This is a genomic window from Pseudomonas sp. GL_093, assembly GCF_057837605.1.
Genome location: NZ_CM174448.1, coordinates 5,089,350 through 5,111,871, shown reverse-complemented (window position 1 = coordinate 5,111,871; position 22,522 = coordinate 5,089,350). Strand labels below are relative to the sequence as shown.

General features: G+C 60.4%; 22 protein-coding genes. 12 read left to right on the top strand and 10 right to left on the bottom strand.

Annotated elements, in window-relative coordinates; translation table 11 throughout:
• The first annotated feature begins 117 nt into the window (after positions 1–117).
• Genes AC3IUE_RS23535 through qhpG form a run of 4 tightly spaced genes read left to right on the top strand, consistent with a single transcriptional unit; the run spans position 118 to position 5,693 of the window.
• On the top strand, positions 118–2,022 hold the full coding sequence (locus tag AC3IUE_RS23535; RefSeq protein ID WP_489263920.1) for a sigma-54-dependent Fis family transcriptional regulator: 1,905 nt from the start codon (positions 118–120) through the stop codon (positions 2,020–2,022).
• Positions 2,022–3,740, top strand: a complete 1,719-nt coding sequence (locus AC3IUE_RS23530) for an ABC transporter ATP-binding protein (protein WP_489263919.1) — start codon at positions 2,022–2,024, stop codon at positions 3,738–3,740. Before AC3IUE_RS23535 ends, AC3IUE_RS23530 begins: the two co-directional genes overlap by 1 nt.
• Complete coding sequence (qhpE, locus tag AC3IUE_RS23525) at positions 3,730–4,407, top strand: subtilisin-like serine protease QhpE (protein WP_489263918.1); 678 nt, start codon at positions 3,730–3,732, stop codon at positions 4,405–4,407. The genes AC3IUE_RS23530 and qhpE overlap by 11 nt, the downstream gene beginning before the upstream one ends.
• Positions 4,404–5,693 (top strand): flavin-dependent monooxygenase QhpG, encoded by a 1,290-nt coding sequence (qhpG, locus tag AC3IUE_RS23520; protein WP_489263917.1) that lies wholly within the window; start codon positions 4,404–4,406, stop codon positions 5,691–5,693. The genes qhpE and qhpG overlap by 4 nt, the downstream gene beginning before the upstream one ends.
• 123 nt (positions 5,694–5,816) lie before the next feature.
• Here qhpG and AC3IUE_RS23515 read toward each other — a convergent pair whose 3' ends face one another.
• On the bottom strand, positions 5,817–7,307 hold the full coding sequence (locus AC3IUE_RS23515) for an aldehyde dehydrogenase family protein (protein ID WP_489263916.1): 1,491 nt from the start codon (positions 7,305–7,307) through the stop codon (positions 5,817–5,819).
• 275 nt (positions 7,308–7,582) lie between these two features.
• Here AC3IUE_RS23515 and AC3IUE_RS23510 point away from each other — a divergent pair, with 275 nt between their 5' ends.
• Positions 7,583–7,837 (top strand): DUF1652 domain-containing protein, encoded by a 255-nt coding sequence (locus AC3IUE_RS23510; protein WP_008145342.1) that lies wholly within the window; start codon positions 7,583–7,585, stop codon positions 7,835–7,837.
• Positions 7,838–7,887: 50 nt separating this feature from the next.
• Here AC3IUE_RS23510 and AC3IUE_RS23505 read toward each other — a convergent pair whose 3' ends face one another.
• Complete coding sequence (locus AC3IUE_RS23505) at positions 7,888–8,244, bottom strand: hypothetical protein (protein ID WP_489263915.1); 357 nt, start codon at positions 8,242–8,244, stop codon at positions 7,888–7,890.
• A gap of 343 nt (positions 8,245–8,587) precedes the next feature.
• Between AC3IUE_RS23505 and peaA the strand changes: the two genes are divergently transcribed.
• The 4 genes from peaA (at position 8,588) to peaD (ending at position 13,162) form a co-directional block, all read left to right on the top strand.
• Positions 8,588–10,168, top strand: coding sequence for a quinohemoprotein amine dehydrogenase subunit alpha (peaA, locus tag AC3IUE_RS23500; protein WP_489263914.1), 1,581 nt, complete (start codon positions 8,588–8,590; stop codon positions 10,166–10,168).
• Positions 10,169–10,263: 95 nt separating this feature from the next.
• Complete coding sequence (gene peaB, locus AC3IUE_RS23495) at positions 10,264–11,694, top strand: quinohemoprotein amine dehydrogenase maturation protein (protein WP_489263913.1); 1,431 nt, start codon at positions 10,264–10,266, stop codon at positions 11,692–11,694.
• Position 11,695: 1 nt separating this feature from the next.
• Positions 11,696–12,019, top strand: a complete 324-nt coding sequence (gene qhpC, locus AC3IUE_RS23490; RefSeq protein WP_008145336.1) for a quinohemoprotein amine dehydrogenase subunit gamma — start codon at positions 11,696–11,698, stop codon at positions 12,017–12,019.
• 24 nt (positions 12,020–12,043) lie between these two features.
• Positions 12,044–13,162, top strand: a complete 1,119-nt coding sequence (gene peaD / locus AC3IUE_RS23485; protein ID WP_489263912.1) for a quinohemoprotein amine dehydrogenase subunit beta — start codon at positions 12,044–12,046, stop codon at positions 13,160–13,162.
• 140 nt (positions 13,163–13,302) lie between these two features.
• Here peaD and AC3IUE_RS23480 read toward each other — a convergent pair whose 3' ends face one another.
• From AC3IUE_RS23480 to AC3IUE_RS23470, 3 genes are read right to left on the bottom strand one after another with little or no spacing between them, the layout of a single operon-like run.
• Positions 13,303–13,704, bottom strand: a complete 402-nt coding sequence (locus AC3IUE_RS23480; RefSeq protein ID WP_489263911.1) for a lysozyme inhibitor LprI family protein — start codon at positions 13,702–13,704, stop codon at positions 13,303–13,305.
• Positions 13,705–13,761: 57 nt separating this feature from the next.
• Positions 13,762–14,160, bottom strand: a complete 399-nt coding sequence (locus tag AC3IUE_RS23475) for a GFA family protein (RefSeq protein WP_489263910.1) — start codon at positions 14,158–14,160, stop codon at positions 13,762–13,764.
• A complete protein-coding gene (locus AC3IUE_RS23470; RefSeq protein ID WP_489263909.1) occupies positions 14,153–15,085 on the bottom strand; it encodes an ADP-ribosylglycohydrolase family protein in 933 nt (310 codons plus the stop codon). The genes AC3IUE_RS23475 and AC3IUE_RS23470 overlap by 8 nt, the downstream gene beginning before the upstream one ends.
• A gap of 195 nt (positions 15,086–15,280) precedes the next feature.
• Between AC3IUE_RS23470 and AC3IUE_RS23465 the strand changes: the two genes are divergently transcribed.
• A complete protein-coding gene (locus AC3IUE_RS23465) occupies positions 15,281–15,769 on the top strand; it encodes an SRPBCC family protein (protein WP_461999397.1) in 489 nt (162 codons plus the stop codon).
• A gap of 7 nt (positions 15,770–15,776) precedes the next feature.
• Positions 15,777–16,577: an aminoglycoside phosphotransferase family protein gene (locus AC3IUE_RS23460; protein WP_489263907.1), complete on the top strand. Its 801-nt coding sequence runs from the start codon at positions 15,777–15,779 to the stop codon at positions 16,575–16,577.
• A gap of 103 nt (positions 16,578–16,680) precedes the next feature.
• On the opposite strand, the gene AC3IUE_RS23455 is transcribed toward AC3IUE_RS23460, so the two are convergent.
• Positions 16,681–16,845 carry a hypothetical protein gene (locus AC3IUE_RS23455; RefSeq protein WP_489263906.1) on the bottom strand — a complete coding sequence of 55 codons (165 nt, stop codon included), beginning with the start codon at positions 16,843–16,845 and terminating at the stop codon, positions 16,681–16,683.
• 256 nt (positions 16,846–17,101) lie between these two features.
• Positions 17,102–17,797 (bottom strand): isonitrile hydratase, encoded by a 696-nt coding sequence (gene inhA, locus AC3IUE_RS23450; RefSeq protein WP_489263905.1) that lies wholly within the window; start codon positions 17,795–17,797, stop codon positions 17,102–17,104.
• Between the two features lie 90 nt (positions 17,798–17,887).
• Between inhA and AC3IUE_RS23445 the strand changes: the two genes are divergently transcribed.
• A complete protein-coding gene (locus tag AC3IUE_RS23445) occupies positions 17,888–18,871 on the top strand; it encodes a GlxA family transcriptional regulator (RefSeq protein ID WP_489263904.1) in 984 nt (327 codons plus the stop codon).
• Here the strand turns inward: AC3IUE_RS23445 and AC3IUE_RS23440 are convergent.
• The 3 genes from AC3IUE_RS23440 to AC3IUE_RS23430 all read right to left on the bottom strand — a co-directional run bounded on the left by AC3IUE_RS23440 (position 18,840) and on the right by AC3IUE_RS23430 (position 22,343).
• Entirely contained in the window at positions 18,840–19,742 is a 903-nt protein-coding gene (locus AC3IUE_RS23440) for an alpha/beta fold hydrolase (protein ID WP_489263903.1), read from the bottom strand. The two genes, AC3IUE_RS23445 and AC3IUE_RS23440, sit on opposite strands and share 32 nt — an antisense overlap.
• Positions 19,743–19,778: 36 nt before the next feature.
• Positions 19,779–20,168 carry a hypothetical protein gene (locus AC3IUE_RS23435; RefSeq protein WP_056741965.1) on the bottom strand — a complete coding sequence of 130 codons (390 nt, stop codon included), beginning with the start codon at positions 20,166–20,168 and terminating at the stop codon, positions 19,779–19,781.
• A gap of 348 nt (positions 20,169–20,516) precedes the next feature.
• Entirely contained in the window at positions 20,517–22,343 is a 1,827-nt protein-coding gene (locus AC3IUE_RS23430) for a glycoside hydrolase family 15 protein (RefSeq protein WP_489263901.1), read from the bottom strand.
• Positions 22,344–22,522: the final 179 nt, after the last annotated feature.

The window sequence follows — 22,522 nt, the reverse complement described above, 5'->3', positions numbered from 1 at the left end:
CCCCTGGATGAAACACAAGCGCCGTAAGGCACTTGCCATCGCCCTGACGTTAACGTAAAGATTGCGGCAGGGCGCTGATCTTAAAAAAGCGCAGGGCGGACCGATCCGGAGCGCTTGATGACGCTAATAAAAACAACTCCTCCCAAGCTGCACCACGAAGCCCGGCTGGCCCGGGAAAAACTCCATCTCGAGGGCGAAGTCCCGGATGGCGTGTTGCGGGCGGAAATCGATGCGTCGTGGCGGCGTAGCCTCAGCCATGGCGTGCATTTCAATGCCAAGCACGAGCTGGCGCTGGAATCGAGCGCGAGCCTCGACGTGCTGTTGGCGAGCAATCGGCTGCTGATCGACGCGGCATTGCCGGCCATCGATTACCTGGCCGAGCGCCAGGGCAAGGAAGGGCTGATCATCCTCGCCAATTCCGACGCCACCATCCTCGCTGTCGAAGGCCGCGCCGATCGCCTCAAGGGCAGCGGCCTGCAAGACATCACCCTTGGCGCCTGCTGGAGCGAAGCCGCTCGCGGCACCAACGCGCTGGGCACCGCATTGGTGGAAGCCCGGCCAACGATGATCGATTGCGGCGAACATTACCTCGATCGTTTGACCGATTTCTCCTGCACCTCGGTGCCGATCCATTGCCCGCAGGGCGACATCCTCGGTGTACTCGACCTGACCCGCGAAGGCCCGCTGGGCCGCGTCCATGACAGCACCGCGTTGCTGGCGATGGCTGTCAGCCAGATCGAAAGCCGGGTGTTCAACGCCAGTTATCCAGACGAAATCGTCCTGGCTTTCCACAGCCGTCGGCAATACCTCGAATCCCCTTGGCAGGGTCTGCTGGCGGTGAGCCTTGGCGGGCAGATTCTCGCGGTCAGCGCCCAGGCCTGTCAGTTGCTCCACGCCGAGCGCTCGGCGCTGGTCGGTCGACGCTGTGAAGAGTTTCTGGGCGTCGATGGCCTGCAACTTCTGTCGCGTCTGCATCAGGGCGGTGTCGGCAGTTTGCAAACGGCCAAAGGCGAGTTCTTCTACAAAACCCTGCGTGCGCCGCAGCGTTCGATCAACCTCAGTACGCCGCCGCGCAGCACAGCGAAAACCGCCAAAGCACAACCGGATCTCGAATCCCTGGCCGGCAGCAATGTCCGGTATGCCCGAGCGTTGCGCATGGCCCGTCAAGGCCTGGCCAATGAGCTGCCGGTGTTGCTGCTGGGCGAAACCGGCACCGGTAAGGAAGTCATCGCCCGCGCCCTGCACATGGCCGGCACCCGCTGCGACAAACCCTTTGTCGCGGTGAACTGCGCGGCGATCCCCGAAGGCCTGATCGAGTCGGAATTGTTCGGCTACCGCGAAGGCGCGTTCACCGGCTCGCGTCGCGGCGGCATGATCGGTCGTCTGCAACAGGCCCATGGCGGCACCTTGTTTCTCGACGAAATCGGCGACATGCCGCTGGCCTTGCAGGCCCGTCTGCTGCGGGTGTTGCAGGACCGCAAAGTGGCACCGTTGGGTGCCGGCGAAGAGCAAGACATCGACGTCGCACTGATCTGCGCCACGCACCGTGACCTCAAGCGCCTGGTCGAAGAAAAACATTTCCGCGAGGACCTGTTCTACCGCGTCAACGGCATCAGCGTGATGCTCCCGGCCTTGCGCGAACGTGAGGATTTCAGCGGTCTGGTCGCTCGCCTGCTGGCCAAGCTGGATGCGCCGACGATGGTCCTGCATGACGACTTGAACCGCTTGCTCGGCGGCTATCACTGGCCGGGCAACATTCGCCAACTGGAAATGGTTTTGCGTACAGCGCTGGCCATGCGCGAGCCGGGGGACACCGTACTCACCCTCGACCACTTGCCCGACAGCATGCTCGACGAGTTGAGCGCTACCGAACGCCCTCAGGCCGGCAGCATTCGCGAAAACGAACTGGAGCTGATTCGCCAATCCCTGGACACTCACCAGGGCAACGTCTCGGCCGCCGCCGACGCCTTGGGCATCAGCCGCGCGACCTTGTATCGCAAGCTCAAACAGTTGCGCTCGTGATGCAGCGCCTGATCGTTCGGCTGATCGACAGCCAGAACCCCGAAGCCCTGCAAGCGGCCTTGCGCTGGCTCTACAGCTTCGTGCGGCCGCATCGTCTGGCGATTGCCGGGCTGCTCGGGTTATCGGTTTGCGCCTCGTTGCTGGTGTTGGTCCAGCCTTGGCTGACCAAACTGCTGATCGACGATGGCCTGCTCGCACGCAACTTTCCGATGCTGGTGCTGATCGCCGGGCTGATGATTGTGGCCGGGTTGTTGGGCACTGCGCTGTCGGGGATCAATCGTTACCTGCACACGCGGCTGTCCGGACGGATTCTGTTTGCCCTGCGCGATGACCTTTATCGACATCTGCAAACGCTCTCGCCGAGTTTCTACGGACAGCGCCGCATCGGTGACCTGATGTCACGCCTCGATGGCGACGTCGCTGAGATCCAGCGCTTTGCCGTGGACTCCTTGTTCTCGGCGGTGTCGAGCGTGATCGGTCTGGTCTGCGCCGTGGCGATGCTGCTGACCCTGTCGTGGAAACTCTCGTTGCTGGCGCTGGTGCTGATTCCCCTCGATGTGCTCTGGCTACGCTGGATGCGACGCAAGGTCGAACGCGATGTGCGGCAATTGCGCGAGCGCTCGGCGGACATGTCCTCGTTCATGGTCGAGACCTTGCCGGTGATGAAATTCATTCAGTCTGCCGGCCAGCAACAGCGTGAATCGCGGCGCCTGGAGACATTGGGCCAAGGCTACATGAGCCAGTTATTGCGGTTGCAAGTCACCGAGTTTTTCACTCAGGCGGTGCCGGGCACACTGACGTCTCTGTCTCGTGCCTGCGCGTTCCTGATCGGCGGATATTGGGTGGTGCAGGGGACGTGGCAACTGGGCGCGCTGATCGCGTTTTCCACCTACCTGGGCATGGCCGTCGGACCGGTGCAGAGCCTGCTGGGTCTCTATGTCGCGGTCCAACGAATGACCGTCAGCCTCGGGCGCGTGATGGAATTGCGTGGCGAAGAGCCGACCGTTCTCACGCCGGTCACGCCGCAGCCGATGCCGGCCTCTGGCGAGCTGCGTTTCGACGACGTGCACTTCAGCCATCCCGGTCGCCCGACAACTTTGCGCGGCATCGAAGCGCGAATTCCTTACGGTTTGAAAGTTGCCCTGAGCGGCGGCTCTGGCGTCGGCAAAACGACCCTGATCGACCTGCTGCAACGGCACCACGACCCGCAGTCCGGTCGGGTGTTGCTGGGGGAGGTCGATCTGCGCGAGCTGGACCTGTTCCAGCTGCGTCGACGGATTGCCGTGGTCAGTCAGGACATCGTGCTGTTTCGCGGCAGCCTCGCCGACAACCTGGCCTACGCGGTGCCGGACGCCAGCCGTGAAGCGATTGCCGAAGTGGCGCGGCTGGCGCAACTCGACAGCCTGATCGAGTCGTTGCCCGAAGGCCTCGACAGTCCGTTGGGCGAACGTGGTCAGCAGTTGTCCGGTGGGCAGAAACAACGCATCGCCATCGCCCGGGCGCTGTTGCAGGATCCGTTGATTCTGGTGCTGGACGAAGCGACCTCGGCGGTGGATGAAGCCACCGAACGCGAAGTCATCGAAGCCATCGATCGACTGTTTGCCGGGCGTACGCGGATCCTCATCAGCCACCGTCCTTCAACCTTGGCGGATGCCGATTTGCGCTTTGAATTGCTCGACGGCGTACTCACTTCAAAAACGGTGCTGCATGAAGCCTGAGCTGCGGATTGGCGTGGTGGACAGCGGTCACTCGGCGGCGCAGCGGGTGCAGGTGATCGCCGGGCGACGCTTCTCGTTGCTGGCGGATGGATTGGCCGAGAGCGACTTGCGCGACGATCCGCTGGGCCACGGCAGTGCGGTGATCGAGGCCATCGGTCGGCGAGCGCCGTCGGCGGTATTTTGTGTGGCTCAGGTGTTCGACCAGCGTGGGGTCACCAGCGCGTTGCAGATCGCTACGGCAATTGATTGGCTGGTGGCGCAGGACGTCCGGCTGATCAATTTGAGCCTCGGTCTGCGTCAGGATCGCAGCCTGTTGCGTGAAGCCTGTGCCGGGGCGGTGGCGCGGGGCGTGTTGCTCTGTGCATCCAGCCCGGCTCAGGGCGAAGGCGTGTTTCCGGCGAATTATCCACAGGTGCTGCGAGTTACCGGCGATGCGCGTTGTGCCGAACAGGAATGGTCATGGCTCAACAGCGCTCAAGCGGATTTCGCCGCGTGTGTGCATGGAACTTATCCGGGGCAGTCCGGCGCCAGTCTCGGCTGTGCAGCGTTGAGCGGGCACATCGCAGGTTTCCTGGTTGCGCATCCCAAGGCGAGCAACGAACAAGTCATCGAGTGGCTGCGAGAAAACGCCCGTTATCGCGGCCCTGAACGGCGCTTCGGGCCATGATTTTGATTCTTGGCGCAGGGCCGGCGGGAGCGGCGGTTGCCTTGGGTTTGCGTCGACTCGGTTATCCCGTGACGCTGGTCAGCGAATGGCGGCGGTTTGCGGCGCTGGAAGGCGTTTCCATTCGGGTGCTGGAGGCCTTGCGTGGCGCGGGGCTTCATCAAGCCTTGGTGGATGCGGCGCTGCCGTCCCAACGACAGGTGTCATGGAACGGCCAGCAGCATGCGCAAAACATCGAATTTTTACTGGATCGCCCAAGCTTTGATCGAGGTTTGCGCGAGGATCTGCGCCTGGCTGGCGTTGAGCTGATCGAAGGCCGTGTGTTGACGGTACAGTCATCGGTTTCGGGCCATCGGATCGAGGTCGAAGGGCGCGAGGCGCTGCTGGCGGATTTTCTGGTTGAGGCGCGTGGGCGTCAGGCGCCGGCGCTTGGCAAAGGCCTGCGCGGACCGGAGACGGTCAGCTTGCTCAATCGCTGGCAAGGTACGCCGGGCAGCACCGCTAGTGCTGTGGAAAGCCTTGAGGACGGCTGGGCCTGGATGGCCCGGCGAGCCGACGGTCAGTGTTACTGGCAATGGACGGTGGACGTGGCCAGTGCTGAATTGCCGGGCAAGGCGATGTTGCTCGACTACTGTCGTCAACGGCGCCAAGGCTCGGCGTTGGCGCGAGCGTTTTTCGGTGTCGAGCCTGAGGTCGATCTACAGCTGCATGCGCGCAGCAGCACGGCGATTTTGTGCCCGCAGGTGTGTGGCGAAAACTGGATTCGGGTAGGGGATGCGGCGATGGCGGTGGATCCGCTGTCGGGCAACGGGATTTTTCAGTCCTTGTCGTCAGCGTTACAGGCGCCGACGGTGATCAACACGTTGTTGCGTAAACCCGAGCGAGCGGCGCTGGCTCAGCGCTTTCATCAGCAACGGGTGGAGCAGTTGTTTTTACGTTTTGCGCGGATCGGGCGGGATTTTTATGCCGATGAGCAGCGTTGGTTGCAGCAGCCATTCTGGCTTGCGCGCCGGCAGTGGCCGGATGCTGAAGTGGCGCATGCCGAGGCGGATTTTTCCTCGTTGAGGATTGAGCGCGCGCCGGTGTTGAAAGAGGGGTTTGTGGATGAGGCTGAGGTGGTGATCACGGCGGATCAGCCGCTGGGGATCTGGCATGTGCAAGGGGTTGAGCTGGCGCCGTTGGTGCGGCGGTTGCAGACCGAACCGGCCGAGCAGGCGTTGGCCGGGTTGACGGTGGAGCAGGGGCGGGTGGTTCGCAGTTGGTTGTTGGCTCAGGGATTCAAGCCCTGAGATTCTTGTTGTCTGGGCTGGCCCTATCGCGAGCAAGCTCGCTCCCACAGTAGTTTTGCGTCGATCACAAATCCCCTGTGGGAGCGAGCTTGCTCGCGATGGCGCCCGTGCGGGCGCCGCAGATCACAACTTGATCAACACCGACTTCAACTCGGTGTAATGCTCAATCGCCGCATACCCCATCTCGCGCCCAACCCCCGACATCTTGTACCCACCAAACGGCAACGCCGGGTCCAGGGCGCTGTGGCAGTTGACCCACACCGAACCCGACTTGATCCGCGGAATCATCCGGTGCACTGCCGCCAAATCGTTCGACCAGATACTCGCCCCAAGCCCATACGGACTGTCGTTGGCCATGCGCAACGCATCGGCTTCATCATCGAACGGAATCGCCACCAGCACCGGCCCGAAGATCTCCTCCTGCACCAGCGAGTGCTTCTGATCGACATCCACAATCACTGTCGGTTTAACGAAGAACCCCGGCCCGAACTGCTCACCACCGCAAGCGATGGTCGCGCCGCTTTCCCGACCCTTTTCGATGTACCCGTAAACCCGTTCCTGCTGACGCGCCGAGATCAGCGGCCCCATTTCCACACTTGGGTCCAGGCCATTGCCGAGCTTCATGGCGTTGGCGATGTCGGCGATGTCCGCCACCACATTGTCGAAATGCTTGCGCTGCACATACAGCCGCGAACCTGCGCAGCACACCTGTCCCTGATTGAAGAAAATCGCGCTGGCGGCGCCGGCTGCGGCGGACTTCAGGTCGGCGTCGGCCATGACGATGGTCGGTGATTTTCCGCCCAGTTCCAGGGTCACCCGGGTCATGGACTCCATGGCAATCTTGCCGATCTGCTTGCCCACGGCGGTGGAGCCGGTGAAGGTCAGCTTGTCCACCAACGGATTGTGGGTCAGGGCGGAACCAGCAGTGATGCCGGTGCCGGTGACCACGTTGAACACGCCTTCGGGGTAACCGGCTTCCAGCACCAGTTCGGCCAGTTTCAGCGCGGTCAGCGGGGTTTCATCGGCGGGTTTGAGCACCACGGTGCAACCGGTGGCCAGGGCCGGGCCGAGTTTCCAGCAGGCCAGCAGCAGCGGGAAGTTCCAGGCAACGATGGCGCCGACCACGCCCACCGCTTCGCGGCGGATGAAACTGTGGAATTGATCGTTGGGCATCAACGGTAACGACACTTCAACGCTGGAGCCTTCGATCTTGGTCGCCCAACCGGCCATATAGCGCAGGAAGTCGATGGACAGTTGCACGTCCATCACTTGGGCCACCGCCGCACTTTTGCCGTTGTTCAGGCATTCCAGTTGCGCCAGCAGTTCGGCGTCGCGCTCCATCAGATCAGCGAGTTTCCACAGCAGGTTCTGCCGTTCCCGAGGTCGGGTGCGGGTCCAGGCCGAATCATCGAAGGCCTGACGCGCAGCGAGCACGGCGCGGTCGACATCCTCAGGCGTCGCCCGCGGCACGACGCACAGCACTTCGCCGGTGGCCGGGTTGTGCAGGGGCATGGTCTGGCTGTCGGCGGCCTCGACCCAGTCGCCGCCGATGAGCATGCGCGGGGCGCGCTGGATGAACGCCGAGGTGGCGGGAAGCAAATAAGGGAGGGGCATGGCGAGACCTCTTGTTGTTCGTGAGAACGAGGGCTTTCGCAATGGCTGTGCCAAGTGCCCGAAAAGGCAGAACCGCCCTTGGTCGGCGGGGTTTTGGGGCGGTCAAGGGAGTCGCGGGCGCTGTGAGGTTGTTGCAAATTGCGACAGCTATGAGACGACGAGCAACCGGGTTGCGACCTTGAGGTACCTATTATTGAGGACTAGAATTTTCAGGATAGGTGGGTGAAATGACGGACCGTTCATCCGGCAATACATCTGGCGTGAGGGAGGTAACGATGTTCCTTTCAACCCTGGAAATTCAAAACATCATTGAACACAGTTTTCTGCCGTCCGTGTGCACCTGCACCATGGCGGCGGACCAGTCCCTGACGATTCGGGTCTGCGACTGCATGACCGGCAAAGTGGATATTGTGGCCACCCACGTTCCCCTGTGGACACTGGACAGTCCCCATGCAATCGCGTCGCTGGTGGCGGACATGCAGCACGAGATCGACGTACACAAAAGCGTTTCCCCCACCTATGACATCTGAATCGGCGTCACGCCGCACCGTGGGAAAACGGTGCGGCCCGCGCCGATTATTCAGGCTGAAAACTTCCGGGAAATTTCTTCGAACGTGTTGCCATCCACGGCGGCCAACAGCTTTCTGTCGTCCTTGAGCGTCGCCAGAAAGGTTACTTCGGTTTCCTTGCCAGCCAGCATGAACCCGGCAATTGCGCCGATGGGCCCCAACAGCATGGCCCCGGCCACGCCAAAGCCGATGGCATCCTTGATGTTGTTGATCGAATCCTCGTTGGCCACTTCCACGCTCTTGAACGATGAGAGCGGGAGGGTAATGCCAGGCCATGGATGAAGCGACGTTCTGAGGGTGAAAACGCCGTCTCTGTACTCTCCATCACCCTGCAGAAAGTCCCCCGCCAGGACAGTGATGCTTGCCATTTTTTTATCCCCTGGTGGCAATCGGTGAACAACCATTTCGCGCTTGCAGGGGATCGACGTCAATCGCCGGCCGATGAGCTGTTCCGGTCAGGCCATCTATGCTGTCTCAGACTGCAACAACTGTCGCGATATTAGACGCAGGCGATCTCGTTCAGCGATGGCGAAAAGCAGTCATCTTCGCGCAACGACTTGATTTAAAAGGTAATCGGCAAGCTGGCACGCTCCGTGTATTGCTCATTGCAGACGTTTCTCTTGCCTCCGTCAGCGGTGCGCCGCCGACGGCAGAAACCATAAAAACGATAAGCCACAAAAATAAGAAAGCACCGTGCGAGGTTCGACGTTGATGAAGAGAAAACTCCGATCAGGCCTGAGTGCCAGTCTGCTGGCCGTGGCCGCTTGTGTGGCGCTGCATTCGCCTTACAGCCTGGCAGCCCGCGACGCTCAGACCATCCTCAAGGAAACCTGTCAGGGCTGTCATACCCCCGAAGCCGATAACGCCCTGAGCCGCATCAGCCACCAGCGCAAAACCCCTGAAGGCTGGCTGATGAGCATCGCCCGCATGCAAACCATGCACGGTTTGCAGATCAGTGATGACGACCGCCGAGCCCTGGTCAAATACCTGGCCGACACCCAAGGCCTGGCCCCAAGCGAGACCGATGGGGTGCGTTATGCGCTGGAACGTCGACTCAATACCGTCGAGAAATTCGACGACCAGACCAGCCAGATGTGCGGCCGCTGCCACTCCGGTGCGCGGGTCGCCCTGCAACGTCGTCCCGCTCAGGAATGGGAGCGTCTGGTGAACTTCCACCTCGGCCAATGGCCGTCGCTGGAATACCAGGCTCTGGCTCGTGACCGTGATTGGTTCGACCTTGCTCGAAAAGACATGGTGCCGCTGTTGGCCAAGCGTTATCCGCTGGACAACCCGGCCTGGAAAAAATGGCTGAGCACCGCGCCGAAAGCTGATGTTCTGGTCGGTGACTGGAGCTTCAGCGGCCACTTGCCGGGCAAGGGTGAATTGGCCGGCGTGATGAGCGTCACGGCCGATGGCAGCGACACGTTCAAGGTCAGCGTCAAAGGCCAATACGCCGACGGCAGCCCGTTCAATGGCGATGGCAGCGCGATTCTCTACACCGGTTACGAATGGCGCGGCAACGTGACCATCGACGGCGTGACCATGCGCCAGGTGTTCGCCGCACAAGGCAACGCGATGCAGGGCCGGATGTTCGAGGCCGAGCACGATGAGCGGGGCCTGGACTTCGTCGCCGCCAAGCAGGGCAGCAGCCGTTTGCTGGCGGTGCAGCCGGGTTACCTGAAGGCTGGCGGCGAAACTGAAGTGACCCTTGTCGGCAGCGGCCTCACCGGCAAACCGAACTTCGGCAAAGGCGTGGAAGTGGTCGAGGTGCTGGAGCAGACGCCAGAGCGCCTGCGCGTCAAGCTCAAGGCCGCTGCGAATGCCCAACCGGGTCTGCGCAACGTCACCGTCGGCACGCTGAAAGGCCCGACCCTGTCGGTCTACAGCAAGATCGCTGAAGTTAAAGTCGTGCCCGAGTTCTCGGTGGCGCGGATCGGCGAGGGTGGTGGTTCGACGCCGAAAGTCCAGGGCCGTTTTGATGCCGAAGCCTGGGGCAAGGGTGCCGATGGCAAGCCGTATCGCATCGGCGTATTCCCGGCGCAGTGGTCGGTCGAAGCCTTCGACGACCGTGCCAAGGAAGACGAGGACGTCAAGTTCGCCGGCACCATGCAGGCTGACAGCGGCGTGTTCACACCGGGCGATGCCGGGCCGAACCCGCAGCGCAAAATGTCCACCAACAATGCCGGCAACCTCAAGGTGATCGCCGCGGTCGACGACGCAGGGAAATCCCTGACCGGCGAAGGCCACATGATCGTCACCGTGCAACGCTGGAACAATCCACCCATTCCATGATTTTGAAAACGTGAGCTGGCTGACTTCAACGGCTTCAGACATTTTTTTGGAATGACCGTGAGCCCCGTAGAACGGGGTTTGCACAGGAGGTTGCAATGGGCGCTATTTTGAATCTGGTTGAGCGGAACCTGCACGAAGTGCACGTCGATGCCGACCGCATGCTGTTTCACATTCCCAGCAGTTCGCTGTTCGCCAGCGATGAGCTGACCGGCACCATCATCGACACCTTGCGCGGTCCTGGCTGTTCGTCGGACGACCTGATCCAGCGTTTGTCGTCACGCTTCAACGGCGAAGAAATCACCGAGACCTTGCGTGAGTTGATGTCCCTGGAGTTGGTCAGCGACGGCTCGCCGCTGACCCCGGACATCGGCACCAAACGGGTCGAGCGCACGGCAATCAACACCGTGGTGCTCAACGTCAACACCGGCTGCAATCTGAGCTGCACCTACTGCTACAAGGAAGACCTGGACAAGCCGTCGGCCGGCAAGAAAATGGACGTCGAAACCGCGGTCGCGTCGGTGGAAATGCTGCTGCGCGAGTCGCCGGACGAAGAGCGTTTCACCGTGGTGTTTTTCGGTGGTGAGCCGCTGAGCAATCGCAAGCTGATCGAGTACATGGTCGATTATTGCGAGAAGCGTTTCCGCGAGGCCGGCAAGTTCGTCGAGTTCGTCATGACCACCAACGCGACGCTGCTCACAGAAGAGACCGTGGACTACCTCAACGCCCACCGTTTCGGCCTGTCAGTCAGTATCGACGGACCGAAAACCGTGCACGACCGCAATCGCATCACCGTGGGCGGGCAGGGCACTTACGACGTGGTGCGGCGCAAGGCCGAGATGCTGCTGTCGCGCTACATCAGTCGTCCGGTCGGTGCCCGCGTGACCCTGACCACCGGCGTCACTGACGTCGAAACCATCTGGGATCACCTGTTCAACGAACTGGGTTTTGCCGAAGTCGGGTTTGCCCCGGTGACCTCCGGCGACATCAGCACCTTCAACCTGTCCAGTGACGAACTGATCGAAGTCTTCGCCAACATGAAGAAACTCGGCCGGCGTTATCTGGAAGCGGCGCTGGAGCACCGCAACATCGGTTTCTCCAACCTGCACCAGTTGATCACCGACATCCACGAAGGCCACAAAAAAGCCCTGCCCTGCGGCGCGGGCCTGAAGATGCTGGCGGTGGATCACAAGGGCGAATTGAACCTGTGCCACCGCTTTACCGGCTCATCGTTGCCAACTTTCGGCAACGTTCATAGCGGGGTGAAGCAGGTGGAGTTGAACGACTTCCTGTCCCAGCGCCTCGACCGTACCAACACCGGTTGCGAGGACTGCCAGATCCGCAATCTGTGCTCCGGCGGCTGCTACCACGAGAGCTACGCCCGTTACGGCGATCCGACCCACCCGACCTATCACTACTGCGAACTGATGCGTGACTGGGTCGACTTCGGCATCGAGGTCTACACCCGGATCATGGCCCACAACCCTGCGTTTATCAGCAGCTACATCACTCCGCGCAAGGCTCACTGATATGAAACATCTCAAGGCAATCAATAATAAAGCGCTGAAACTGGATGAGGCCGCGGCCGAAAACCGCATCGAAGAAGTGGTGGCGATGAGTTCCGTCGCCGGCTGCGCCTCGACCACCGACCCCGGCTGGGAAATCGACGCCTTTGGCGGTGTGTCGTCGCTGTGCCAGCCGATGGAAGCCGACCTTTATGGCTGTTCCGATCCTTGCTGGTGGCCGGCCCAGGTGCCCGACATGATGAGCACCTACCCGGACTGGAACAAGGATGCCCAGGCGTCCAATGAAAACTGGCGCAACCTCGGGACTGTCTTTCCAAAAGACAAGTAATCGGTCAGATATAAGGATTCCAGCATGCCTAGCATCAAAGCCTGCGGCCTGGCCGCATTCGCCGTCCTGAGCGCCTGTTCGCTCACTGTTCTGGCCGATGAAAACACCGCACTACAAGATGGTCACGAGTACATGTTGACCACCAATTACCCGAACAACCTGCACGTCATCGACCTGGCCACCGACACCCTGTTCAAGACCTGCAAAATGCCGGATGCCTTCGGTCCCGGCACCGTTCAGTTGTCGCCGGACCGCAAGACCGCTTACGTGCTGAACAACCACTACGCGGATGTCTACGGTGTTGAACTCGACAGCTGCAAACAGGTGTTCCACGCCAGCATCACCCAGAAACCCGGAGAGAAAGCGCGGTCCATGTTCGCCTTCACCCTCAGTCATGACGGCAAGGAATTGTTCACCATTGCCAACCCGACGTTGATGCTTAACGACCGCTACGAAGTGCAGCAACCTCGGCTCGATGTGTACGCCACCGACGCCGGCATGGGCGCCAAACCCGTGCGCAGTTTCCCGGCGCCACGGCAGTTGACCATCATGCAGAGCGGTGACGACGGCGCGCTGTATGTGGCGGGGGCGGACGTCTACAAGGTCGATGTGAAAACCGGCAAGTTCGACGTGCTGATCCCCAGCCGCCACTGGAAACGTCCTGGCTACAGCGCGCCGGACGTGCTCTACGTGTGGAACCAGCAGACTTATCGCCATGACTTCTCGCTGCTCTACACCGCGGCAAAATTCAAGGACAAGAAGCAGGACCCGTTGACGGCTGAGTACCTTTACGGGCTGTTCAGCATCGACCTGAAAACCGGCAAGACCGAAACCACCGACTTCGGCCCGCTGACCGAAATCTACTTCAGCGGCATGCGCTCGCCGAAGGATCCGAACCTGATGTTCGGTGTGCTCAACCGTTTGGCGAAGTACGACATCAAGGAAAAGAAAATGCTCCAGGCGGCGACGCTGGATCATTCCTACTACTGCATTTCGTTCAACAAGGACGGCAGCAAAATTTATCTGGCTGGGACGTTTAACGATGTGGCGATCTTTGATCCCGAGAGCCTGAAGCAGATTGGCAGCATCAAGTTGCCGGGTGGGGATATGGCGATTACGACCGCGCAGATATTTGTTCGGTAATTTGCGGCGTCTGAACTGACGCTATCGCGAGCAAGCTCGCTCCCACAGTGGATCTTCAGTGTGATCACTATTGCGTGAATATCATTGAACCCTGTGGGAGCGAGCTTGCTCGCGATGAGGCCCTCAAGATCACTGAATCATCAAGCCCCAGGCACCGGACAACTCAAATCCCCCTCCTGGCACTTCAAATAATTCTTGAAAGTCTCAACCCGCGCCTTGGTCAATTCAGTAACACAGTTGCTGTAGATCAGCGGATACACACTCCCGCCTTCCACCCCGGCACTCGAGAACTTGCACTCGGCATCCCGAAACGCAATCCACGAACGCTGCGCCCCGATCAGCAGCTTTTTGCTTTCGGGGTTGCTCTTCAAACGCTCGTTGATCTGCTGGTAAAGCGCATTCAACTCCTTGTCCGCCGTCTTGTGCTGCTGCGCCGCGCACTGATTCATCGTGGCCTGATCGGCGGCGTTGTCGCAGTCCACAGCATAAGCAACGGTGGTGAACAGCAGAGGCGTCAGCGCCAGAAGAAAGCGTGGGTGCATGGGGGTTCTCGTTGTGGCAGGAAAGTCGGGATGCAGTTTAGTGCCGTATTCGACCCTTTATGTTTGCCATTCAGGGTATTTTTTAATCGAGTCATAGCCAAGCCACGGCACGTCATGTGTCGTCCAGATATGCGCCTGAGGCGTCATTTTCGGGTCATCGTCCAGTGTCGCCACACGAACAATAACGTGGCGTTGGGCCAAGCGTTCAGCCATCAAATGTGAACCGCAGACCGAACAGAAATGCCGAAGCTTGCCCGGTGACGATTCGTAGCTGCTCAGGCGGTCCTGGCCTTTGGTCCAGCGAAAATGTTCGCGCATGACTCCGGCTGTCGAGGCAAATGCCGCCGCGTGTGCCTTGCGACAGGTTTGGCAGTGGCAATGACTGATGGGCATGTCGAGGCTATCGACTTGGTACTCGACGGCTTCGCACAAACAGCTGCCATGCAGGCTATTCATCGCGTGCTCCTGATTGCGTTAGGGTGGCTGCCCGCAGCAAGGCGTCAGCCGTGGCTTCGATGTCTTCGCGCCAATGTAACTTCTCCAGCCAACGGTCGGGAATGGCCTGCACACCGTAATGAGCCCCGGCCAACTGGCCAACAATGGCGGCGGTGGTATCGGCGTCGTCGCCCAGGTTGGCGGCTTTCAGGATGGCGGCTTCAAAGCTGTCAGTCTGATGAAAGCACCACAGGGCCGCTTCCAGTGAAGCAACGCAGTAACCGCTGCCACGGATATCGCTTTCAGGTTTACCGAAATAATCGCCTCGTGCGATGGCGGCCACTTTGGGTTCCAAGCATGTCGTTTCTGACAAGCTGAGCACTTCTGCCTTGGGCGCGCCTTGTAACGCTCGGTGGATCAGCTCGGCGAACAACTGACAGCATTCGATCGCTTCCGGTGCGGCGTGGGTGGTTCGCGAGCTGTTGGCGGAAAACGCCAGGATCCGGTCGCGATCGGGAAGGTAATACAACACCACCGGCACCAGGCGCATCAGCGAGCCGTTGCCGGCCGTGCGGGGATCGGTGGAGCCGGCTAACGGTTCGCCGGTTTCCTGAAAACGCGTCAGGGCGTCGCGTACGGTCATGCCAATATCGAAGCATTCACCCGTTGAACTCAGATAACCCCATTGCCACCAATTCAAGTAACGACCCATTTGGTCGGCCGCCTCGAAGCCGTTTTTGCTCAGCAGGCTTTCGGCCAGGCACAGCGCCATCGAGGTGTCATCGGTCCATTGCCCGGGTTTCAGATTGAAAGGGCCGCCACCCACCATGTCGGTCAAGGGCTTGAACGAGCCGCGTGGCTGGAACTCGACGCTGGTGCCGACGGCATCACCGCAGGCCAGGCCCAGCAGGGCTCCGCGATAACGCTCCGTAAGTGAAAGCTGCATGAATCGTCCTTGCCTGAGTCAATTTCGTTTTTTACGTTAGCAGTTTCGGTCTACTCGTTTTGCTTTCAAACCAGCAGTTACACTTGGAAATGCAGCTGAATGTTTCGTCAGGGTTGATTGCGATACCCGATTGATACAACTTTAGGGTTGGTCTTGTGGTCTTACAGGCCTACTGTTCAGTACAGGAGGTGACTTATGAATCCAGCATCAGATCGCATCGAAAGGAAGATCCTGCTCAAAACGCCGCGCTCGCAGGTCTGGCGTGTGCTGGCCAATGCCGAAGCCTTTGGGCAGTGGTTTGGCGTGGCGCTTGAGGGCAAGCGTTTTGTCGCCGGTGAATGGACCCAGGGGCAGATTACGTACCCGGGTTATGAGCACTTGCTGTGGAATGTACTGGTGGAGCGGGTCGAGCCGGAACGGGTGTTTTCGTTTCGCTGGCATCCGTACGCGATTGAGCCCGATATCGATTACTCCCAGGAACCCACCACGCTGGTGAAGTTCGAGCTCGAAGACATGGATGAAGGCACGTTACTCAAGGTCACCGAGTCCGGTTTCGATCACATCCCTCAGACGCGCCGACTCAAGGCGTTCCGCATGGACAGCCGCGGTTGGGATGAGCAGATGAGTAATATCGAAGAATTTCTCAAAGTCAGTGCCAAGGCGCGCGAGCGTCAGGAAGAGTGATGGCTGCATGTTCGAACCTTGGCTGAAACGCTGGGCGCTGGTGCCGGACGGTGAACCGATAATCACGCCCGGCAGTCGTTTATTGCCGGTGCGCATGGGTGATGTGCCGGCGATGTTGAAGATTGCTGTCGATGCCGAAGAAAAGTTCGGCAATTTGTTGATGACCTGGTGGGGCGGCGAGGGCGCTGCCCGCGTTTATGCCCATGACGGTGACGGGTTGTTGATCGAGCGTGCCATGGGCCAGCGATCGCTGATGCACATGGCGCTCAACGGTCAGGATGACGAAGCCAGCCAGATCCAGTGTGCGGTGTTGGCGCGGTTGCATGCGCCGCGACCGTCACCGCCGCCACCATTGGTTCCATTGGCGCCATGGTTCAAGTCGCTTCGTCTGGCGGCTGAACAGTTTGGCGGCCCTTATTCCCTCAGTCTCGCCACTGCCGAAGCCTTGTTGGCCGAACCGCAAGACGTCGTGGTGCTGCACGGCGACATGCATCACGACAATGTTCTGGACTTCGGCCCGCGGGGTTGGCTGGCCATCGATCCCAAGCGGGTGATCGGTGAGCGCGGATTCGATTACGCCAACCTGATCTGTAATCCCGACTTGCCGACGGCGACTGATCCGCAGCGTTTCCACAGGCAGGTCGCGGTGGTGGCTGACGCCGCCGGCCTCGAGCGTCGACGGTTACTGCAATGGGTGTTGGCGTTTGCCGGATTGTCGGCAGCCTGGTTTCTCGAGGATGACGATACCCTGGCGGCAGATGGTCAGCTGCAGGCCGCTAAACTCGCGGCTTCAATGCTCGATACCTGAGCCGTCTAAGGGTTTTCGGAAGGGCGGCTATAGCGAATGTCCTACACGCGATGGTAGCTATGTCGTCTATTGCACATTGGATCCGAAGCGTAATCTAGCCTCATCAACCGAAGCACAGGAAGTGCTCGGGATCATGGATGATCGACCATAAGCAAGGAATCGCTGCCGACAGGGAGTCGTAATGGTCTTGGGAAAAACCCGCTTCGGCGGGTTTTTTTTTGTCTGTTGAAAAGGCTTTGGCAGAGGGCTTCAAGGCTGGAATGGTCAATGGCTTACACCAGCGTGTGGGTATGTCGTCTTTTGATGCGTCGCCGATGTGTTTAATCTGGATCCATCAACTGAGTCGCAGGAAGCGCTCAGGATCACGGATGATCGACCATTGGCCAGGATGGCTGCCGACAGGATGTCGAAATGGTCTTGAGAAACCCGCTTAGGCGGGTTTTTTTGTGGGCGATGGAAAATCCTCGGCACCTCATTTTGGCCGAGGAAACGGCAGCCAGGCACTGGCTGCCGGTCGGGATGGATCAGCGAGCTGACATCTGATCGAGTTTCGCCGCTGCACGCTCAGTGATTTCCGAGCGCAATTTCAATGACCCGGCAGCACGTTTGCGGGCCTCCTCCAGCACACTGACCGGAGCCGTCTCAGGACTGCCCGACGCAAACGGCGGTGCCGGTGCGTATTCGAGCTGCAACTGCACCAGCTCTGCCGTGTCCTTATCGAACAGCTCCGCGGCCAGGGTCAGGGCAAAATCGATGCCCGCCGTGATCCCGCCACCCGTCAACAGATTGCCGTCGCGCACCACCCGATCCTTTACCGGGATCGCCCCCAAAGGCGCCAGCAACTCGTGATAAGCCCAGTGAGTGGTAGCGCGTTTGCCCTTCAGCAGACCCGCCGCACCGAGCACCAGCGCGCCGGTACACACCGACGTGACGTAACGCGCGGTGGCGGCCTGCGCCTTGATGAAGGCCAGCGTCTGTTCATCTTCCATCAACGGCCCGACACCGCTGCCGCCGGGAATGCAGATGACATCCAGTGACGGGCAATCGTCGAAGGTGGTGGTCGGTTTCAGCACCAGGCCCGTGCTCGCGGTGACCGGCACCAGGTCCTTCCAGATCAAATGCACCTTCACGTCCGGCAGCGAGGCCAGTACGTCGTAAGGGCCGGTGAGGTCCAGTTGCTGAACCTGTGGAAACAACAGAAAACCGATCTGCAACGTCATGGCATTTTTCTCATGAAGTGGGTGGACGACTTCACTTTAGGCTCGTAGGATTTGGCGCATACGCCAATAACCCCACGAATTACGCCAATCATGCCGAAAACCATTCACGTGCTCGCCTTTGCCAATGTGCAATTGCTCGACGTCACCGGGCCGTTGCAGGTGTTCGCCTCGGCCAACGATATTTCCCGCCAGCAAGGCTTGCCGGCGCCTTACGCGCCGTCGGTGATTGCCCGCGGCGGCGGGGCGGTGATGTCGTCGGCGGGGCTGGCGCTGTTGGCCGAGCCGTTGCCCGAAGAGGGCAGTGACACGTTGATCATTGCCGGTGGCTGGGGCGTTTACGACGCGGCGCGAGATGAACCGCTGGTGGCGTGGGTACGTGAACATGCGACGGGGTGTCGGCGGGTATCATCGGTGTGCACCGGGGCATTTTTGCTGGCGGCCAGCGGCTGGCTCGATGGCCGGCGGGTGGTCACTCACTGGACCCGTTGCGAGCAGTTGGCGCAGCAACATCCGCGGCTGCAGGTTGAGCCCAATCCGATTTTCATCAATGACGGTCCGGTCTGGACCTCGGCCGGGGTCACCGCCGGTATCGATCTGGCGCTGGCCATGGTCGAAGAAGATCTTGGCCGCACGATGGCCCTGGAAGTTGCCCGGCAATTGGTGGTGTTCCTGAAACGTCCCGGCGGCCAGTCGCAGTTCAGCGTGACCCTCTCTTTGCAAAAGGAAGGCAACCGCTTCGACGAACTTCATGCCTGGATCAGCGAAAACCTCACCAAGGATCTCGGCGTCCCGACCCTGGCCTTGCAGGCCGGCATGAGCGAACGCAGCTTCGTCCGCCACTACCGCGCCGACACCGGCCAGACGCCAGCGCGGGCCATCGAACTGATTCGGGTCGAGACCGCCCGACGTTTGCTCAGCGATACCGGCGTACCGGTCAAACGGGTCGCGGTGCAATGCGGTTTCGGCAGCGAAGAGACGCTTCGACGCAGTTTTCTGCGGGCCATGGGCGTGACCCCGCAGGCCTATCGCGAGCGTTTCAGCGTCAGCCCTCCAGCAGATCCAGTAACGCTCTGAGCGTTGCCTCGGGTGCTTCTTCGGGAATGTTATGGCCGACGCCCGCCAGCACTCGCCGCTCATAACGCCCGGTGAAATGGGCGATGTCTTCGTCTATCTCCGGTGCCGGTCCGACGCCATCGTCGGCACCGCATAGAGAAATCGTCGGTACGCTGATCGGTGGCTGTCGGGTCAGCGCTTCTTCGATCCACTCCAGTGCCGGGTCGCCGGGCACGTACATGAACCGGTGGCGGTAGGAGTGAATCACCACCTCGACGAAATCCGGATTATCGAAGGCCGGTGCGCTTAACGGGTACAACTCAGGACCTTTTTTCCAGGTCGGTGACCACAACGTCCACAGCAATTCGCACAAAGCCCGGCGACTTTTCGTCAGGCCTTCGACGCCGCGTGGCGTGTGAAAGTAGTACTGATACCAGAGGCGGTGCTCGGTTTCCGGGTCCAACGGTTCAGTGGAATGGGGAATGTTCTGAAGGTTGTAACCGTCGCCGGTCACCAGGCAACGAACCCGCTCAGGCCATAGCGCCGCCACGATGCACGCCGCCCGACCACCCCAGTCGTAGCCGCACAGGGCGGCTTGTTTAATGGCCAACGCATCCATCAGATCCAGCAGATCCTGGGCGAGGGCGGCTTGTTGTCCGGAGCGCAGGGTGTCGGGGTGGTTGAACCGGGTCGGGCCGTAACCGCGCAGGTACGGGACGATGACGCGGTAGCCCTTGGCGGCGAGGGCTGGGGCGATTTCGTCGTAGGCGCGGGGAGAGTAGGGGAAACCGTGGAGGAGGATGATCGGGTCGCCGGTGGTGGGGCCGTGTTCTTCGTAGGCGAGCGACAGACTTGGCGTTTGGGTGAAGTGGATCAGCGCTTCATTGTTCATTCGACACTCCATAAAGAGTTGTTTTTCGCCTGTTTCCTAGGCTTCGATTTCCGCCACTTGATTGAAGTACTTCGACCGATCCGGCGTAAACGTCACCACCATGTTGGTCCGCGAACAGGTCAATGCCCGTTCTTCACCCAAATCAACATCCAGATCTTCCCCACGCAACCCTTGCCACTGAGCGAGGTATTTGAGGGATCCGTATTTTTCGAGTTTTTTCAGGCTGCGGCTGACGCCACCTTTCCAGCCCAGCACCGGCAGTTCGCCGGCAAGGCAGCGTTGGGCGAGTTCGGGGAAACGGGCGGCGCGTTGGCGGCCGATTTCCCAGCATTTGATCAGGCCTTTGTCTTGGGCTTCCCACAATTCGTCGCGGTTCAGTCCGGACCTGAGAGGGGTGTCAATGCTGCGGTGGATGCGCTGGGTCATTCTGGTTCCTTGAATTCGGGTTTTGTTGGACAGCTCCGCTGTACCCGTTGAGGGGGGATGGTAGGTGGGGATGTAACGGGTGGCAACAAACGTTTTCAGGCTATAGAAATGAGGTGCTTCGTGCGATTGAACAGGTCTGTTTAGTAGTTGTAGGAGCTTGGCCTGAACCGGCCAAAGTTTCTTTCGCCGGTATTCAGTCGGTCTTATGTTGTGGTTGATGGCCCCATCGCGAGCAAGTCGGATCGCCGCACCGTCGCTCCCACATTTAATCTCGGTTGAACACAAATTTCGTGGCCACTAAAGATCAAATGTGGGAGCGAGCTTGCTCGCGAAGGAGGCAACACGGTCTCAAGGCTGCCAGAAACTCTTCTCCCCACTCAATTTCCGATCCAGAAAGCACGCCGCACTGATCAGTGCCAAATGCGTCAGCGCTTGCGGCGTATTCCCCAGATGCCGCGCATGGCTGTCGAACTCTTCGGCGTACAACCCCAGCGGGTTCGCATACCTCAGCAACTGTTCAAATTCCAGATGCGCTTTTTCCACCCGTCCGGCGCGGGCCAGGCATTCGACGTACCAGAATGAGCACGCGGCGAAGGCGCCTTCGGTGCCGTCGAGGCCGTCGATCCGGGTGTCGTCATTGCGATAGCGGTAAACCATGCCATCGCGCACCAGATTCTTTTCGATGGCGTCGAGGGTCGCGAGCCAGCGCGGGTCTTTGGCGCTGACGAAGCGCACCAGCGGCATCAGTAGCATCGAGCCATCGAGGGCGGTGCCGCCGATGTGCTGGACGAAGTGCCCGCGTTCTTCGTTCCAGAAGTTTTCCCAGATGTCCGCGTAGATCGCCTGTCGGGTCTGGTCCCAGCGGGCGAACGGGGCGGGCAGTGAGCGTTTTGAGGCGAGGCGAATGGCTCGGTCCAGTGCGACCCAGCACATCAGCCGCGAGTGTAGAAAGTGATGCTGTTCGCCGCGCATTTCCCAGATGCCGACGTCCTCTTGCTCCCAGGTTTCGCAGACCTGGTCGACCACTTCTACGGTGTGTTTCCAGCCTTCATGGGAGATGGCGTCGCCATATTTGTTGACCAGGTACACCGCGTCCATCAGTTCGCCGAAGATGTCGAGCTGGACCTGGTCGTAAGCCTGATTGCCGATCCGTACCGGTGTTGCGCCGCCATGACCGGAGAGGTGCGAGAGTTCGGTTTCCGGCAGTTCCTGGCGGCCATCGATGGCGTAGAGGATGTTAAGTTTCATCGATTTACCGTGGCAATCGCTGACCCGCCCGCGCAGCCAGCGCATGTAATCATTGGCTTCCTGAACGAAGCCCAGGCGCATGAACGCGTAGACGGTGAACGAGGCGTCGCGGATCCACGTGTAGCGGTAGTCCCAGTTGCGCTCGCCGCCAGGTGTTTCCGGCAGGCCGAAGGTCGCGGCGGCGAGGATTGCGCCATGCTTGCGCGAGGTCAGCAGCTTCAACGCCAGGGCCGAGCGATTGACCATTTCCCGCCAGCGGCCGCGGTAGTTGGATTGACCAATCCAGTCGCGCCAGAACTTCAGGGTCCGTTCCAGGCAGATCGCGGCGGCGCCTTCCTTGAACCGCGGATCGTCGATACCGCCCAACATGAATTCGGCGCTCTGGTCCTGTTCGAGGGTGAATTCGGCGACTGCCGCATGGCTGTCTATGCGTAAAGCCTGATCCGAAGACAGGCGCAGGGACGGGTGATTGGCGGCCTCGAAGGTCACGTCCTCTTCATCCATGCGTGCGCGGGTCTTGGCGCGAGCGTAGTCATGACGCACGGCGCAGCGCATTTGAAACGTCGCCTGGCCGCTGACCACCCGAACCCGGCGCATCAGCACCGGCGTGTCATCTTCGCTGTCGCCGATGGGCAGCAGGTCGGTGACTTCGACGACTGCGCGGTCGCTCAGCCATCGGGTTTGCAGCACATTGGTGTCGGGCAGGTAAATCTGTTCGCGGCGGGCATCGGGCAGGTCCGGCGACAGTTGAAAGATACCGGCCTCGGGGGTGTCTAGCAGTGAGCAGAAAATCGAAGGGCTATCGAATTCCGGCCAGCAAAAAAAGTCCACGCTGCCTTTGTCATTGACCAGTGCCGCGCTGCGCATGTCGCCGATGATGCCGTGGGCGTCGATGGCGCTTTGTCGTTCGGGATGATGATCAGTCATTGCCGCGAAACTCCGGGAGCCTTGTGTCGAGGGCTTAACTAGCTGACTGGCGGGCGGTGATGAGAGTTCACGCAGAACCGTGAAAGTTTCGTCACCTGACTGCCTGATCGTTCCCACGCTCCGCGTGGGAATGCCTCTCTGGACGCTCTGCGTCCAACTGGGACGCAGAGCGTCCCTAG

Coding starts and splice junctions, on each gene's coding strand:
- AC3IUE_RS23535 (WP_489263920.1), top strand. CDS start 118: ATGACGCTAATAAAAACAACTCCTCCCAAGCTGCACCACGAAGCCCGG.
- AC3IUE_RS23530 (WP_489263919.1), top strand. CDS start 2,022: ATGCAGCGCCTGATCGTTCGGCTGATCGACAGCCAGAACCCCGAAGCC.
- qhpE (WP_489263918.1), top strand. CDS start 3,730: ATGAAGCCTGAGCTGCGGATTGGCGTGGTGGACAGCGGTCACTCGGCG.
- qhpG (WP_489263917.1), top strand. CDS start 4,404: ATGATTTTGATTCTTGGCGCAGGGCCGGCGGGAGCGGCGGTTGCCTTG.
- AC3IUE_RS23515 (WP_489263916.1), bottom strand. CDS start 7,307: ATGCCCCTCCCTTATTTGCTTCCCGCCACCTCGGCGTTCATCCAGCGC.
- AC3IUE_RS23510 (WP_008145342.1), top strand. CDS start 7,583: ATGTTCCTTTCAACCCTGGAAATTCAAAACATCATTGAACACAGTTTT.
- AC3IUE_RS23505 (WP_489263915.1), bottom strand. CDS start 8,244: ATGGCAAGCATCACTGTCCTGGCGGGGGACTTTCTGCAGGGTGATGGA.
- peaA (WP_489263914.1), top strand. CDS start 8,588: ATGAAGAGAAAACTCCGATCAGGCCTGAGTGCCAGTCTGCTGGCCGTG.
- peaB (WP_489263913.1), top strand. CDS start 10,264: ATGGGCGCTATTTTGAATCTGGTTGAGCGGAACCTGCACGAAGTGCAC.
- qhpC (WP_008145336.1), top strand. CDS start 11,696: ATGAAACATCTCAAGGCAATCAATAATAAAGCGCTGAAACTGGATGAG.
- peaD (WP_489263912.1), top strand. CDS start 12,044: ATGCCTAGCATCAAAGCCTGCGGCCTGGCCGCATTCGCCGTCCTGAGC.
- AC3IUE_RS23480 (WP_489263911.1), bottom strand. CDS start 13,704: ATGCACCCACGCTTTCTTCTGGCGCTGACGCCTCTGCTGTTCACCACC.
- AC3IUE_RS23475 (WP_489263910.1), bottom strand. CDS start 14,160: ATGAATAGCCTGCATGGCAGCTGTTTGTGCGAAGCCGTCGAGTACCAA.
- AC3IUE_RS23470 (WP_489263909.1), bottom strand. CDS start 15,085: ATGCAGCTTTCACTTACGGAGCGTTATCGCGGAGCCCTGCTGGGCCTG.
- AC3IUE_RS23465 (WP_461999397.1), top strand. CDS start 15,281: ATGAATCCAGCATCAGATCGCATCGAAAGGAAGATCCTGCTCAAAACG.
- AC3IUE_RS23460 (WP_489263907.1), top strand. CDS start 15,777: ATGTTCGAACCTTGGCTGAAACGCTGGGCGCTGGTGCCGGACGGTGAA.
- inhA (WP_489263905.1), bottom strand. CDS start 17,797: ATGACGTTGCAGATCGGTTTTCTGTTGTTTCCACAGGTTCAGCAACTG.
- AC3IUE_RS23445 (WP_489263904.1), top strand. CDS start 17,888: ATGCCGAAAACCATTCACGTGCTCGCCTTTGCCAATGTGCAATTGCTC.
- AC3IUE_RS23440 (WP_489263903.1), bottom strand. CDS start 19,742: ATGAACAATGAAGCGCTGATCCACTTCACCCAAACGCCAAGTCTGTCG.
- AC3IUE_RS23435 (WP_056741965.1), bottom strand. CDS start 20,168: ATGACCCAGCGCATCCACCGCAGCATTGACACCCCTCTCAGGTCCGGA.
- AC3IUE_RS23430 (WP_489263901.1), bottom strand. CDS start 22,343: ATGACTGATCATCATCCCGAACGACAAAGCGCCATCGACGCCCACGGC.